This window comes from Mycobacterium alsense (assembly GCF_002086635.1).
Lineage (GTDB): Bacteria > Actinomycetota > Actinomycetes > Mycobacteriales > Mycobacteriaceae > Mycobacterium > Mycobacterium alsense.
This window is the reverse complement of sequence record NZ_MVHD01000013.1, coordinates 40,357-53,444: the sequence shown is the minus strand read 5'-3', so window position 1 is coordinate 53,444 and position 13,088 is coordinate 40,357. Positions and strand designations below refer to the sequence as shown.

Annotated in this window: 14 protein-coding genes and 1 pseudogene; 7 read left to right on the top strand and 8 right to left on the bottom strand. The window is 71.5% G+C overall.

Annotation, left to right across the window (positions count from 1 at the left end; translation table 11 throughout):
- The first annotated feature begins 59 nt into the window (after window positions 1–59).
- The gene (locus tag BST11_RS10290; protein ID WP_083137881.1) at window positions 60–902 is read left to right on the top strand and encodes an SDR family oxidoreductase; all 843 of its coding nucleotides are present in this window, start codon (window positions 60–62) and stop codon (window positions 900–902) included.
- A 60-nt stretch (window positions 903–962) separates the two neighbouring features.
- On the opposite strand, the gene BST11_RS10285 is transcribed toward BST11_RS10290, so the two are convergent.
- The gene (locus BST11_RS10285) at window positions 963–1,637 is read right to left on the bottom strand and encodes an alpha/beta hydrolase family protein (RefSeq protein WP_142276290.1); all 675 of its coding nucleotides are present in this window, start codon (window positions 1,635–1,637) and stop codon (window positions 963–965) included.
- A gap of 79 nt (window positions 1,638–1,716) precedes the next feature.
- Here BST11_RS10285 and cobG point away from each other — a divergent pair, with 79 nt between their 5' ends.
- The 3 genes from cobG to BST11_RS10270 are packed head-to-tail and all read left to right on the top strand — an operon-like array spanning window position 1,717 to window position 4,934.
- The gene (gene cobG / locus BST11_RS10280) at window positions 1,717–2,826 is read left to right on the top strand and encodes a precorrin-3B synthase (RefSeq protein ID WP_083137880.1); all 1,110 of its coding nucleotides are present in this window, start codon (window positions 1,717–1,719) and stop codon (window positions 2,824–2,826) included.
- 9 nt (window positions 2,827–2,835) lie between these two features.
- Window positions 2,836–3,462 (top strand): precorrin-8X methylmutase, encoded by a 627-nt coding sequence (locus BST11_RS10275; protein ID WP_083137879.1) that lies wholly within the window; start codon window positions 2,836–2,838, stop codon window positions 3,460–3,462.
- The gene (locus tag BST11_RS10270) at window positions 3,459–4,934 is read left to right on the top strand and encodes a precorrin-2 C(20)-methyltransferase (protein WP_083137878.1); all 1,476 of its coding nucleotides are present in this window, start codon (window positions 3,459–3,461) and stop codon (window positions 4,932–4,934) included. Before BST11_RS10275 ends, BST11_RS10270 begins: the two co-directional genes overlap by 4 nt.
- 4 nt (window positions 4,935–4,938) lie before the next feature.
- On the opposite strand, the gene BST11_RS10265 is transcribed toward BST11_RS10270, so the two are convergent.
- Window positions 4,939–5,559: a flavodoxin family protein gene (locus tag BST11_RS10265; RefSeq protein WP_083137877.1), complete on the bottom strand. Its 621-nt coding sequence runs from the start codon at window positions 5,557–5,559 to the stop codon at window positions 4,939–4,941.
- Between the two features lie 39 nt (window positions 5,560–5,598).
- Complete coding sequence (locus BST11_RS10260) at window positions 5,599–7,155, bottom strand: PPE family protein (protein WP_083137876.1); 1,557 nt, start codon at window positions 7,153–7,155, stop codon at window positions 5,599–5,601.
- Between BST11_RS10260 and BST11_RS28930 the strand changes: the two are divergent.
- Together BST11_RS28930 and sigC are read left to right on the top strand one after the other, a co-directional pair.
- Window positions 7,130–7,870: pseudogene (locus BST11_RS28930) on the top strand (DUF2275 domain-containing protein); the annotation flags it as partial. The gene BST11_RS10260 and the pseudogene BST11_RS28930 sit on opposite strands and share 26 nt — an antisense overlap.
- A gap of 225 nt (window positions 7,871–8,095) precedes the next feature.
- Window positions 8,096–8,659 carry an RNA polymerase sigma factor SigC gene (gene sigC, locus BST11_RS28495; protein ID WP_240492201.1) on the top strand — a complete coding sequence of 188 codons (564 nt, stop codon included), beginning with the start codon at window positions 8,096–8,098 and terminating at the stop codon, window positions 8,657–8,659.
- Here the strand turns inward: sigC and BST11_RS10250 are convergent.
- Genes BST11_RS10250 through dprE2 form a run of 4 tightly spaced genes read right to left on the bottom strand, consistent with a single transcriptional unit; the run spans window position 8,656 to window position 12,042 of the window.
- The gene (locus BST11_RS10250) at window positions 8,656–9,384 is read right to left on the bottom strand and encodes a cobalt-precorrin-6A reductase (RefSeq protein WP_142276289.1); all 729 of its coding nucleotides are present in this window, start codon (window positions 9,382–9,384) and stop codon (window positions 8,656–8,658) included. The genes sigC and BST11_RS10250 overlap by 4 nt on opposite strands.
- Window positions 9,381–10,136: a precorrin-4 C(11)-methyltransferase gene (gene cobM / locus BST11_RS10245; protein ID WP_083137874.1), complete on the bottom strand. Its 756-nt coding sequence runs from the start codon at window positions 10,134–10,136 to the stop codon at window positions 9,381–9,383. The genes BST11_RS10250 and cobM overlap by 4 nt, the downstream gene beginning before the upstream one ends.
- Window positions 10,133–11,296 (bottom strand): precorrin-6y C5,15-methyltransferase (decarboxylating) subunit CbiE, encoded by a 1,164-nt coding sequence (gene cbiE / locus BST11_RS10240; RefSeq protein WP_083137873.1) that lies wholly within the window; start codon window positions 11,294–11,296, stop codon window positions 10,133–10,135. The genes cobM and cbiE overlap by 4 nt, the downstream gene beginning before the upstream one ends.
- Window positions 11,293–12,042 carry a decaprenylphospho-beta-D-erythro-pentofuranosid-2-ulose 2-reductase gene (dprE2, locus tag BST11_RS10235; protein ID WP_083137872.1) on the bottom strand — a complete coding sequence of 250 codons (750 nt, stop codon included), beginning with the start codon at window positions 12,040–12,042 and terminating at the stop codon, window positions 11,293–11,295. Before dprE2 ends, cbiE begins: the two co-directional genes overlap by 4 nt.
- 35 nt (window positions 12,043–12,077) lie before the next feature.
- On the opposite strand from dprE2, the gene BST11_RS10230 reads away from it, so the two are divergent.
- Entirely contained in the window at window positions 12,078–12,488 is a 411-nt protein-coding gene (locus tag BST11_RS10230) for a F420-dependent biliverdin reductase (protein WP_067327750.1), read from the top strand.
- Window positions 12,489–12,496: 8 nt separating this feature from the next.
- Here BST11_RS10230 and BST11_RS27100 read toward each other — a convergent pair whose 3' ends face one another.
- Window positions 12,497–13,069, bottom strand: a complete 573-nt coding sequence (locus BST11_RS27100; RefSeq protein ID WP_142276288.1) for a hypothetical protein — start codon at window positions 13,067–13,069, stop codon at window positions 12,497–12,499.
- Window positions 13,070–13,088: the final 19 nt, after the last annotated feature.

The window sequence follows — 13,088 nt, the reverse complement described above, 5'->3', positions numbered from 1 at the left end:
CGGTGACGTCCGGCGCGGGAGGGGTTTCCACGGCTGCCGGCAGGCCGTACCGTGTAGCGATGAAGTCTGAGCCCCTCGCCCGAAATGTCGCCGGAAAAGTCGTCGCCGTCACCGGCGGCGCCCGCGGGATCGGCCTGGCCATCGCGACCGCGCTGCACGCCGCGGGCGCCAAGGTGGCCATCGGGGACATCGACGAAGCCACCGCCGGGCAAGCGGGTGAGCGGCTGGGCGTGGCGGTCTTTCGCCGCCTGGACGTCACCGACCGCGGATCGTTCACCGAGTTCCTCGACGCGGTGGAGAACGAGTTGGGCCCGCTGGACATCCTGGTCAACAACGCCGGCGTGATCGCGGTGGGCCGCGCCATCGACGAGCCCGACGACATCACCCGGCGCCTGTTCGATGTCAATGTGCACGGGGTCATCCTGGGCACCAAATTGGCGGCGCAACGAATGCTGCCCCGCCGCCGCGGTCACGTCATCAATATCGGCTCGCTGGGCAGCGTGCTACCCACCGAGGGCATCGCAACCTATTGCGCCACAAAGCACGCCGTCCTCGGGTACACCGACGCGGTGCGCATGGAGAATCGTGGCAGCGGGGTGAACTTCTCGGTGATCATGCCGACGCTGACGAACACAGATATGGTTGCCGGCGTCGGACACGCCAAGGGCTTCAAGAACGCCGAGCCAGAAGATGTCGCCCGGGCGGTCGTCGGGGTGATCGCCAAACCCCAACCACGAGTGGCCATCCCGCGTTCGCTCGGCGCCACCCTGTGGGCGCAGCGCCTGCTGCCCCAAACCGTGGCCGAGGCGCTCGGGCGCGCCTTGGGCACCGGGCGGGTATTCACCAGCGACCTGGAACGCGAGAAGCGCCAGGCCTATGCGCGACGCACGGGGACGTCGTGAACTCGTAGATAGTTCAACGCCAAAGTCGTTAGGCCGCGCAGGCCCGCGATCGCGTGGGCGTCATCGATCGATCAGGGCCGCGATGCGCGCGGCGACCTCCGCGGCCACCTCCAGCGCCCGCCCGCCCGTCGCCGGCTCGTAGCGATCCGCGACCGGGTCGTAGTCGGCGCCGGCGATCGACCCGTGATCGGCCGCCAGCTCGACCAGTTCCACCGGCCACCCAACCCGCTCGAGACCCGCGGCGAAGTCCCTGCTGGCCGCAACCGGCACGGCGTCGTCCGCGAGGCCGTGCAGCAGCGTGAACGGCGCCCCGACGCGATCGGGGCGCAACGCGTCGGCCGGTGTTCGGCCGGAGATCGGATCGGGGACCATGAACGCGCCCGCGAGGCACACCGTGTGCGCCGGCGCGACGCCGAAGCGCGCCGCATCGAGGGTCAGGGCCGCCGCGGCGCTCCCCCCCAGGGACCAGCCGACGAGCACCATCCCGTCGGGGTCGGCGGCGAAGTTGCGGGCGAAATCGAGCGAGGCCAGCAGGTCCGCGCGCCCACCGTCGCCGGAATGGGAGTTCCAATCCGGTGCCACCACCGCCGCGCCGTGACCGGCGAGCATGCCGGCGAGGGGGCGCACGGCCGCGCGCGCGTCGGGCTGCATGCCGTGCCACAGCAGCACCGTGGGTTGCGTCGATTCGCCAAAGACGTCGGCCCAACGGCCCGTTGCGTATTCCACCGCTTCCACCGGACGAGGGTGCCCACCGTGACCCGGATCCAACCCCGAATCGCCGCCCTCGGGAGCCGCCGAGTCGTACCGTGAATAGATGGCCCGATTCCGCGACACGGACGTCTGCCCGGGTGCGCTGCAGGTGCACCAGGCCGCCGACGGCGCCCTCGCACGGGTCCGGCTGCCGGGCGGCATCATCACGCCCGCCCAGCTGTCGACGCTGGCCTGCGTCTCCAAACAGTTCGGCTCGGCGACGCTCGAGCTGACCGCGCGCGGCAACCTGCAGCTGCGCGGGATCACCGACGTGGCGGCCGTCGCCGAGGCCATCACCCGAGCCGGGCTGGTGCCGTCCCCGACGCATGAGCGGGTCCGCAACATCGTCGCGTCGCCCCTGTCCGGCCGGGTCGGCGGGCGCACCGACGTGCGGGCGGGGGGGGGCGAGCTGGACGCGGCCATCTGCGCCGAACCCCGGCTCGCCGAGCTGGGGGGCCGGTTCTGGTTCGGCCTCGACGACGGGCGCGCCGACGTGTCCGGGCTGGGCGCCGACCTCGGCGCGCACGCGGTCGAGGACGGTGTCGCGCTGCTCTTGGCGGGGCGGGACACCGGTCTACGGCTGGCCGCCGGCGACGTGGCACGGTCGTTGGTCGCGTTGGCGTTGCGTTTCGTCGAGGTGCGCGGAAAGGCTTGGCGTGTCAGCGAATTGGCCGACACCGAGGAGTTGCTACCCGGTGTGACCCTCGGCGACGCGGCCTTCCCGCCGGTGACCAGGGCGCCGGTGGGATGGATCTGCCAGGACGACGGCCGGGTCGCGCTGGGCGCCGCGGTGCCGCTGGGCGTGCTGCCCGCGCGGGTCGCGGACTATCTGGCGGTCATCGACGCGCCGCTGGTGATCACGCCGTGGCGCTCGGTGCTGGTGTGCGACCTCAGCGAGGAGGTGGCGGACGCCGCGTTGCGCGTCCTGGCGCCGCTGGGCCTGGTGTTCGACGAGAACTCTCCCTGGCTGGGCGTCAGCGCCTGCACCGGCAGCCCCGGGTGCGCGTACTCGGCCGCCGACGTGCGGGCGGACGCGGCCGCGTCCCTCGACGCCGATGCGGCGGTGCACCGCCACTTCGTCGGCTGCGAACGCGCCTGCGGCAGCCCGCCGACGGGCGAGGTGCTGGTCGCCAACGGGCAGGGATACCGGCTGCTGCGGGAGGCCCGTGGCTAGGGTGAGCGAGTGCTCGACTACATCCGCGACGCGGCCGAGATCTATCGCCGGTCGTTCGCGGCGATCCGCGCCGAGGCCGACCTGACGCGTTTCCCGGACGACGTCGCTAGGGTCGTGGTCCGGCTGATCCACACCTGCGGGCAGGTCGACGTCGCCGAGCACGTCGCCTACACCGACGACGTCGTCGCCCGCGCCCGCGACGCCCTGCGCGCCGGCGCCCCGGTGCTGTGCGATTCGTCGATGGTGGCCGCCGGGATCACCACCGCGCGGCTCCCGGCCGACAACCGCGTGGTGTCGCTGGTGGCCGATCGGCGCGCGGCCGAGCTGGCCGCACGCCGGCAGACCACCCGTTCGGCAGCCGGAGTCGAGCTGTGGGCCGACCGGCTGGCCGGCGCGGTCCTCGCGATCGGCAACGCCCCCACCGCGCTGTTCCGGCTGCTGGAGCTGATCGACGAGGGGGCCGCCCCGCCGGCGGCGGTGCTGGGCGGCCCGGTCGGATTCGTCGGGTCCGCGCAGTCCAAGCAGGAACTCGTCGAGCGTCCGCGCGGGATGTCCTACCTGGTGGTGCGGGGCCGACGCGGCGGCAGCGCGATGGCCGCGGCGGCCGTCAACGCGATCGCGAACGACGCCGAATGAGCGCCCGACGCGGCACACTCTGGGGCGTCGGGCTGGGGCCCGGCGACCCGGAGTTGGTGACGGTCAAGGCCGCCCGGGTGATCGGCGAGGCCGACGTGGTGGCCTATCACAGCGCGCGTCATGGCCGCAGCATCGCCCGCGGGATCGCCGAACCATACCTGCGACCCGGACAGATCGAGGAGCACCTCGTCTATCCGGTGACCACCGAGACGACCGAGCACCCCGGCGGCTACGCCGGCGCGATCGAGGACTTCTACGCCGAGGCCACGCGGCGCATCGCCGCGCACCTCGACGCCGGTCGCGACGTCGCGCTGCTCGCCGAGGGCGACCCGCTTTTCTACAGCTCGTACATGCACCTGCACACCCGGCTGACCGAGCGGTTCAACGCCGTCATCGTGCCGGGCGTGACGTCGGTGAGCGCCGCCTCGGCGGCCATCGCGACACCGCTGGTGGCCGGCGACGAGGTGCTGTCGGTGCTGCCGGGCACGCTGCCCGTCGCCGAGCTCACGCGACGGCTCGCCGACGCCGACGCCGCCGTCGTGCTCAAGCTGGGCCGCTCCTATCACAATGTGCGGGAAGCGCTTTCGGCGACGGGTCAGCTCGACGACACGTTCTACGTCGAGCGGGCCAGCACCTCCGGGCAGCGGATACTGCCCGCCGCCGACGTCGACGGCACCGGCGTGCCGTACTTCTCCCTGGCCATGCTGCCCGGCGGCCGGCGGCGCGGATCGACGGCCGGCACCGTCGCCGTGGTGGGCCTGGGACCCGGCGGCAACGACTGGATGACGCCGCAGAGTCGACGCGAGCTGGCCGCCGCGACCGACCTGGTCGGCTACGCGGGCTACCTGGATCGCGTCCCGGTCCGCGACGGGCAGCGGCGCCACCCCAGCGACAACACCGACGAACCCGCGCGGGCGCGGCTGGCGTGCGCGCTGGCGGAGCAGGGGAAGTCCGTCGCCGTGGTGTCGTCGGGCGACCCGGGCGTGTTCGCGATGGCGACGGCCGTTCTGGAGGAGGCCAAACAGTGGCCGGGAGTGCGGATCCGGGTGATTCCGGCGATGACGGCCGCGCAGGCGGTCGCCAGCCGGGTCGGCGCCCCGTTGGGTCACGACTACGCGGTGATCTCGCTGTCCGACCGGCTCAAACCCTGGGACGTGATTTCCGCGCGGCTGGCCGCCGCGGCCGCCGCGGATCTTGTGCTGGCCATCTACAACCCGGCGTCCAGGGCGCGGACCTGGCAGGTGGGCGCGATGCGTGACGTGCTGCTGGCCCATCGCGAGCCGGGCACGCCGGTGGTGATCGGCCGCAACGTGTCCGGAGACGACGAGGAGGTCCGCGTGGTGCGGTTGGCCGACCTCGACCCCGCCGACGTCGACATGCGCTGCCTGCTGATCGTCGGATCCTCGCAGACCCAATGGCACACAGACGATTTCGGCGACCGGGTGTTCACGCCCCGTCGCTACCCCGCCTAACCGCCTACTCGTAGGGCGGATAGGGGTGTTGCCGCAGCACGCCGGCCAGGTGCACCGCGTTGCGGGCCGCTGACGCGGTGGTGGTCGCGATGACTTGGGGCACCTCGTCGAGGTCCTTGAAATCCCCGCCCTGCATCGCCTCGCCGTTCCAGTACGTGCAGCCCTGCGCCGGGATCGAGAATCCGACGTCGTTGAGCGCCTGGAATAGGTCGGCGACGATCTTGTGCGCGCCGTCCTCGTTGCCCACGACCGCGGCCAGCGCCACCTTGCCGAGCGTTTTGGGTCGCCCGGCCTCGTCCTTCTCGGAGAGCTCGGCGTCCAGTCGCTCCAGGACGCGCTGGGCGACGCTGGACATATGACCCACCCAGGTCGGCGTGGAAACCACGAGAATGTCTGCGGCCCTGATCTTTTCGAGCAACCCCGGCCACTCGTCGCCGGGGCCCATGTCCGCCTCGGTGCCGGGCAGCAGGTTCAGGTCGACGCAGCGGACCTTCTCGCCCTCGGCGCCGGCCTCGCGAAGCTGCTCGAGCACCCGGTCGGCCATCAGCTCACTGCTCGACGGAGCGGGGCCCTTCTTCAGCGTGCACACCAGGGCGAGGGCGCGCTGTCGCGGTGTTGAGGTCATGCCGGCGCATACCCCGGTGGCGCGGCGGCAAACCGGGTATCAGTCGGTCCCGTCGCCGTCCCACGTGCCCGGCAGCATCGGCAGCGCCGGCCCGCCGCTCCACCCGGCGCCGGACAGAGTCGCCAAACCCGCCGCCCGTCCGGCGCCGGATTTCACTGCGGCCCCGGCGAATCCGAACGGCTCGGCACCGGCGTCCGACGGCCCGATGAGCTCGGGTTCCAGGTCCATGTATTCGTAGCGGTGGGCGCGGTCCTGCGCCGTCGCCCGGAGCCGGCGCTGGTCGCGCCGCCGGCCGGCCGATGCCTCCGTGGGCGCGGGGACGTCGGCGTCGTCGGGCGCGGGTTCCTGGGAGCGGCGATGGGCGCGACCGCCGGCGCTGCCGCGCGCCGACAGCCCCGACAGGCCGACGGCATACAGGACGTCGGACAGGCTCGCGCCGATCCCGTCCGTCACGGTCGGGCCGAAGCCCGCTCCGGGCCCGGCCCCGGCGGTTCCCCCGCCGATCGCCGGGGCCGGACTCGGCGCGGCAGCGCTCGGTATGGCGGGGCCGCTGCTCGCGCTCACGGGGGTGCTGCCCGCGGCCGCGGGAGCCGGCATGCCCGCCGGTGCGGGGGCCGGGGCCGCCACGCCGCTCGCCAGGGGCGTCGCCACCGAGACCGGGACCGCGATGCCGGCCGCGGCCGCACCGCCCGCCGCCGCCCCGGCGGCTCCGGCGACCGGAAGCGCGAGCAGGGCCGGCGCGAGCGAAACGGCGAGTTGAATCGCCTGCTGCCCGAACGGCCAGAAGATCATCGCCGTGTGGAAGACGGCCCAGCCGATCGCGGTGGCGAGGGCCGGGGTCATTCCCGGGATCTGCATCAGGGGGCCACTGATCGAGTTGACGAACGGCACCGCCGGGATGGGCCAGCCGGCGGGGTTGAGGTCCTTGGACACCGGCCACGCAAAGTTTTGGGTGTATTGCTGCAGGTAGTACGTGAGCTGGTCCTGCCAGGACTTGGTCGCGGCCGGCGCCACCGCATCGGAATGGGTGGCCGCGGCGGCGCCGGACGCCTCTCCCCCCGGGGCGACGATCTGCGGCGCCGGCGCGGTCGGTGGGACCGCCGCCAGCGTCGCGCCGGTGACGACCTGGTAGGTGGTCATCGTCTCGGCGGCCTGCACCCACATGCGCGCGTAGTCGGCTTCGTTCACGGCGATGGGGATGGTGTTGATGCCGAAGAAGTTGGTCGCCACCAGCGCCGCGTGTACGGCGTGGTTTGCGGCGAGTTCGGCCAGCGTGGGCATGGCGGCCAGCGCGGTGGTGTACGCCGCGGCCGCCGTCTGGTGCAGCGAGGCGGCGGCCGCGCTCTTGGTGGCGCCCTCCGACAGCCAGCTCAGGTACGGCGCGTGGGCGGCCACGTAGCGTGCCGCCGTCGGACCGTCCCAGGACGCCTGTGCCGCGCCCAGCAGCACGGTGAGTTCGTCCGCGGCGGCGGAGTATTCGGCGGACATCGACGACCACGCCTCGGCGGCGGCGAGCAGCGGCCCGGGCCCCGGACCGCTGCTGAGCAACGTGGAGTGCACCTCGGGAGGCATGGCGATCCACATCGGGGCGGTCATCGTCGGCGGCCTTCGCTTAGGGGCACAAATACCTCTTCGGTGGCTGTCGCGGCTGCTTGCCTCCAGTGGTCGGTTTGTCGAACGGTTTGGTTCCCGCCTTTTGTCTTTTGACTTCTTTGCGCGCCGACCGAGCATGCGCAACGATGCAGGGATGCGGTGTGACGTTGCGCGTGAGGCGCTTTCTGCGCGACTGGACGGCGAGCGTCCGGAAGTGCTCGCGCAACAGGTCGACGCCCATCTGGAGTCCTGCCGGCGGTGCCGCACCTGGCTGATCGGCGCGGCGGTGCAGACCCGGCGGCTGGCGTCGATCGAGCCGGGCGAAGGACCGGACCTGGTCGAAAAGATCATGGCGAGGCTCGACCAGCAGGCCCCGGCCTACCAGCGGTCGATGCGTTGGTTGCGGGCCCGCTACCGGCGTTGGGGGCTGATCGCCGTCGGCGTGTTCCAGGTGGCCATCGCGGCGGCCCAGGTCAGCGGCATGGATTTCGGGATGGTGTCGGACCACATGCACGGCGCGATGTCGGGTGCGCATTTGATGCACGAATCGACGGCGTGGTTGCTGGCGCTGGGCCTGGCCATGGTCGCCGCGGGCGTGTGGCCCGTCACCGCGATCGGCGTGGCGGCGATCACCGGCGTGTATTGCGTCGCGCTGCTGGGCTACGTGGTCGTCGACGCCTTCGCCGGCGAGGTGACCGCGGCGCGCGTCGCGAGCCACATGCCGCTGCTGTTGGGCCTGGTTTTCGCGCTGTTGGTGGCGCGCGAGCGGCTCGGGGCCACCGGCGCGCGGCGCGCGTCGGACGCCGACACCGACCACCGCGGCCGGCCGCCGGAGCCGTCGAGCGGTCGGCGGCACCGGCATCTCTGGCCGATCAACGGCTCGACCCCGTCTACGACGACCCGTCGTAGACTTCCCCTGCCCACGCAACTAAGGTGGTTGGCCATGACCGCGTCAAGCGACGACGAGGCCGTTACCGAGCTGGCCTTGGCCGCCGCACGCGGCAACGCGCGAGCGCTGGAGGCGTTCATCAAAGCCACCCAGCAGGACGTGTGGCGCTTCGTCACCTACCTGTCCGACGCCGGCACCGCCGACGACCTGACGCAGGAAACCTTCCTGCGCGCGATCGGCGCGATCGAGCGGTTCTCCGGGCGATCCAGCGCGCGGACGTGGCTGCTGGCCATCGCCCGCCGCGTCGTGGCCGATCACATCCGCCACGCCCAATCCCGGCCGCGCGCCGCGGCCGGCGCCGATCCCGACCACTTCCTGCGCGGCGACCGCAACGCTCGCGGATTCGAAGACCTGGTCGAGGTGACCACGATGATCGCCGACCTGACCACCGAGCAGCGGGAAGCGTTGCTGCTCACCCAGCTGCTCGGCCTGCCGTACGCCGACGCCGCCGCCGTGTGCGGCTGCCCGGTGGGCACCATCCGCTCCCGCGTCGCCCGCGCCCGCGACGCGCTGCTGGCCGGCGCGGAGGGCACGGGGCGCTCGGACCTGACCGGCTAACCCAGCCGCGCGACCCATTCGGCCGCCTCCTGCACGGTGCCGACCGCCGTCACCCCATCGGGTAGCGGCGGCCGCGCGACCATCACCACCGGAATGCCCAGCGCCGCGGCGGCATCCAGCTTGGCGCGGGTCATATCGCCGCCGCTGTTCTTGGTGACCAGTGCGTCGACGCGATGCCTACGCATGATGGCGATTTCGTCGTCGTAGCGATACGGGCCGCGCGACAGCAGGATGTGGTGATGGCGCGGCAACGACACCTTGTCGGGGGCGGTGACCGCGCGGATCAGAAACCACGCGTCGCTGCGGGCGAAGGCCCTGGCGCCCGACCGGCCGGTGGTGAGAAATACCCGCGAGTACGCGTGGCGTGCAACGGCTTTCGCGGCTTCGATGTCCGATGCGACGACGATCGCCGCTCCGGGCTCCCACGGCGGGCGGGCCAGCACCAGGTGCGGCATCCGCAGCTCGGCGCACACCTCGGCGGCATGCGCGGTCATGGTCGCCGCGAACGGGTGGGTGGCGTCGACGACGGCGTCTACTCGCTCGTCCCGCAGCCAGCGCCGCAGGCCGTCGACGCCGCCGAACCCGCCGATGCGCACCGGGCCGTCCGGCAGCGCGGGATCGGGGACGCGCCCGGCCAGCGAGCTGACGATGTCCACCTGCGGGTGCAGCGCTTTCGCCAGTGCGCGGGCCTCGGCGGTGCCGCCGAGCAGCAGGAGCCGCATCAGTGCCGGCTCCCCCGGATTCGCCCGCTTGAATACAGGTAGCTGTCGGAGAACCCCTCGGCGGCCAGCACGTCGCCGACGACGATCACCGCGGTCTTGGTGATGTCGGCGTCGTGCAGCTGCCCGGCGATGTCCGCCAGCGTGCCGCGCAGCACGGTCTCCCGCGGCCAGCTGGCGAAAGCCACCACCGCCGTGGGCGTTTCGGGTCGGTAACCGCCCTCGAGCAGCTGCGGGACGATGGTGTCGATCTGGGCGGCGGCCAGGTGCAGGACCAGGGTGGCCCCGGATCGTGCGAGGGCGGCCAGCTCTTCGCCGGGCGGCATCGGCGTCGACAGGGTGGCCACCCGGGTCAGCGTCACCGTCTGCGCCACCCCCGGCACGGTGAGCTCACGCTTCAAGGCGGCCGCCGCGGCGGCGAAAGCCGGTACGCCCGGCACGATTTCGTAGCCGATGCCCAGCCCGTCGAGCCGGCGGCACTGCTCGGCCAGCGCGCTGTAGAGCGAAGGGTCACCGGAGTGCAGCCGCGCCACGTCGTGGCCGACGGCGTCGGCGTCCGCGATTTCGGTGACGATCTGCTCCAGCGTGAGCGGGCCGGTGTCGATGACGTTCGCGTTGGGCGGACACAGCGCGAGTAGGTCGTCGGGCATGATCGACCCCGCGTAAAGGCACGTCGCGCATCGGTGCAGGAGCCGTTGACCACGCACCGTGATGAGGTCGGCGGCGCCGGGGCCGGCACCGATGAAATACACCGTCACCTGGTCACCGCCCATTGGGTGACCGGCATCTGCGGGCGCCATCCGGTGAAACCGCCGAGCGGCTCACCCTGGTAGTGCTGGATGCGTCGCAGCTGCCCGCCGAGCCGCGAATATGACTGTGCGAGAATGGATTCCGACTCGGCCGTGACGGCATTGGCGACCAGTCGTCCGCCTTTAGCCAACTTGTCGAGACAAACGTCCAGCAGACCGGGTTGGGTCAGGCCGCCGCCGACGAAGATCGCCGACGGCGCTTCGGCGCCGTCGAAGGCCTTGGGCGCCTCGCCCCGGACGTCGATGCTGACGCCGAAGGCCGCGGCGTTGGACCCGATGTTGCGGCGGCGCCCCTCGTCGCGCTCGAACGCCACCGCGCTGCACCCCCGCCAGCTCAGGCACCATTGGACGCCGACACTGCCGGAGCCGGCGCCGACGTCCCACAGCCGCTCCCCCGGGCGCGGCGCCAGCGCGGCCAGCGTCACCGCCCGCACGCCGTGTTTGGTGATCTGGCCGTCGTGGGCGAACGCGTCGTCGGGATACGACGACACGCGTTCATCGGGCAGGTAGCGCACGGCGATCACGTTGAGGTCGTCTGCGTCTTGTGGCACGCGGGCCCACTGTCGCGCGGCGCCGTCGCGGCGGCGTTCGGTTGGGCCACCGAGGTTTTCGAGCACGCTGAGCTCGGAGTCGCCACGACCGTGGGCGTCGAGCAGCGCCGCGAGCTCCCCGGGGGTGGACCCGCTCTTCGACAACACGATGGCCTGGCCACCGCGGCGTACCGCGGTGTGCGCCGGCGCGGTGACCAGGCTGATCACCTCGGTGTCGTGAAGGTTCCAGCCCATCCGGGCGCACGCCAGCGCGACCGAGGACACGTGCGGCAGCACCCTGACATTGCCGGGGCCGTGCAGCCGGATCAGCGTGCCGCCGATGCCGTGCAGGAGCGGGTCGCCGCTGGCGACGATGTGCACGTCGTCGCCGGGGGGCAGTTCTTGCAACGCGGGCAGCAGCGGTGACGGCCATTCCCGCCGGGACGCGGGCACCGTGTCGTCGAGCAGGGCGAGCTGTCGTGTGGACCCATAAATGACTGTGGCCCTTCGAAGTTCGGCACGCGAGGTTTCGGACAGCCCCGCCATGCCGTCGGCGCCGATGCCGACCACGACGATCATCGCGGCATCCTGCGCCAGACGAACTGCGGCAGCATCCGCATCACGACGGACGCGGGCCGCAGCGCCCACGGGACCCACACCGTGCGCCGGCCCTTCGCCAGCGCACGCGCGGTCGCGGCGGCCACCCGCGCGGGCGTGCTCGGCAGCGGCGCGGGCGTCATGCCCCGCGTCATGCGCCCGACGACGAACCCCGGCCGCACGATCAGCACCCGCACGCCGGTGCCGTGCAGCGCGTCGGCCAGCCCGCTGGCGAAGCCGTCCAGGCCGGCCTTCGCCGAGCCGTAGACGTAGTTGGCGCGACGCACCCGCGCCCCGGCGATCGAGGAGAACACCACCAGGGCGCCCGTGCCGGCGTTGCGCATGGCGGCCGCGAGGTGGGTGAGCATGCTGACCTGGGCGACGTAGTCGGTGTGCACGACGGCGACCGCGTGCGCGGCGTCGGTCTCGGCGCGAGCTTGATCGCCCAAAATCCCGAAGGCAAGCACGGCGGTCCGGATGGGTCCGTGCTCGGCGACGATGTCGCTGACCAGGGGGCCGTGTGAGGCCAGGTCGTCGGCGTCGAACTCCCTGGTGTGCACCGCGGCGGCGCCGGCGGCCTTGACGGCGGCGACCTCGTCGTCGAGCTGGTCGGCCTTGCGCGCGGCGAGCACCACCGTCGCTTGTGGGGCAAGGCGCCGCGCCAGCTCGATGCCGATCTCGCTGCGACCGCCCAGGATTAATACCGGACCCGCGCCCGTGTCGTCCACGGCTGCGATTATCACCTGCGCTAGCGTGAGCGATGATGGCGAACACCACTACGCGGCTCACCGACGATGCGCTGGCCTTCCTGTCAGAACGTCACCTGGCCATGTTGACCACGCTGCGGGCCGACAATTCGCCGCATGTGGTCGCCGTCGGTTTCACCTTCGATCCCAAGACGCACATCGCGCGCGTCATCACCACCGGCGGTTCCCAGAAGGCCGTCAACGCCGACCGCGCCGGGCTGGCCGTGCTCAGCCAGGTCGACGGCGCCCGGTGGCTGTCGCTGGAGGGCCGCTCGAAGGTCAACAGCGATGCCGATGCCGTGCGCGACGCCGAGCTGCGCTACGCCCAGCGCTACCGCACCCCGCGCCCCAACCCGCGACGGGTCGTCATCGAGGTGCAGGTGGAGAGGGTGCTCGGGTCGTCGGATCTGCTGGACCGGAGCGAGTAGTTCGGCGGTTACCGCGATTCGGTGTTGATGCGCGACGTAACGCTTTCGGGGAAGCCATCGAGAAGCACGGCGTCCAATTCGCTATAAGAGAGCGGGAGTAAGTGGCTGCAGCGCATGTCCGCGCGCGTCATGACGAAATATGCGTTGGGATTCGTTCGGAGCACATACCTGACCACCCTGTCACTTTGAACGTCCGCATCTACTTGCGGGTCAAGACCTGCATTATCCCATTTCCAACCCACCGGATCCATTCGACTGTCTATTCGTAGCGATTCCGCTATCGAATAGATTATAAATTTCCCAGCATCTTCGATTCGGGAAAAAATGCCCAGCGAGGATTCTACGGGAACCGCACGTCTTTCAGTTGACGTCCGCAACACCCGATAACATCCCTCAGCTGTCGCTTCGAGGATGTAGCCCCACCAGTCCGGAGAAGGGTAGCCGAAGCGGAAATATAACCGCCCACGATCCCAATGCACTTCGTCGGGAGGAGGTTGTTCCGCATATCCGTATATTTGCCGCCAGCGGTTGTACCAAACCGCTAATTCGGCGATCTCTGGATCGTCCCGGTCCAGAATCATAGTCCAAACTCCTTTAAGC

Bases quoted from the DNA above. Each gene is read 5' to 3' on its own strand.
- BST11_RS10290 (WP_083137881.1), top strand. From the start codon at position 60: ATGAAGTCTGAGCCCCTCGCCCGAAATGTCGCCGGAAAAGTCGTCGCC.
- cobG (WP_083137880.1), top strand. From the start codon at position 1,717: ATGGCCCGATTCCGCGACACGGACGTCTGCCCGGGTGCGCTGCAGGTG.
- BST11_RS10270 (WP_083137878.1), top strand. From the start codon at position 3,459: ATGAGCGCCCGACGCGGCACACTCTGGGGCGTCGGGCTGGGGCCCGGC.
- BST11_RS10265 (WP_083137877.1), bottom strand. From the start codon at position 5,559: ATGACCTCAACACCGCGACAGCGCGCCCTCGCCCTGGTGTGCACGCTG.
- BST11_RS10260 (WP_083137876.1), bottom strand. From the start codon at position 7,155: ATGACCGCCCCGATGTGGATCGCCATGCCTCCCGAGGTGCACTCCACG.
- sigC (WP_240492201.1), top strand. From the start codon at position 8,096: ATGACCGCGTCAAGCGACGACGAGGCCGTTACCGAGCTGGCCTTGGCC.
- cbiE (WP_083137873.1), bottom strand. From the start codon at position 11,296: ATGATCGTCGTGGTCGGCATCGGCGCCGACGGCATGGCGGGGCTGTCC.
- BST11_RS10230 (WP_067327750.1), top strand. From the start codon at position 12,078: ATGGCGAACACCACTACGCGGCTCACCGACGATGCGCTGGCCTTCCTG.
- BST11_RS27100 (WP_142276288.1), bottom strand. From the start codon at position 13,069: ATGATTCTGGACCGGGACGATCCAGAGATCGCCGAATTAGCGGTTTGG.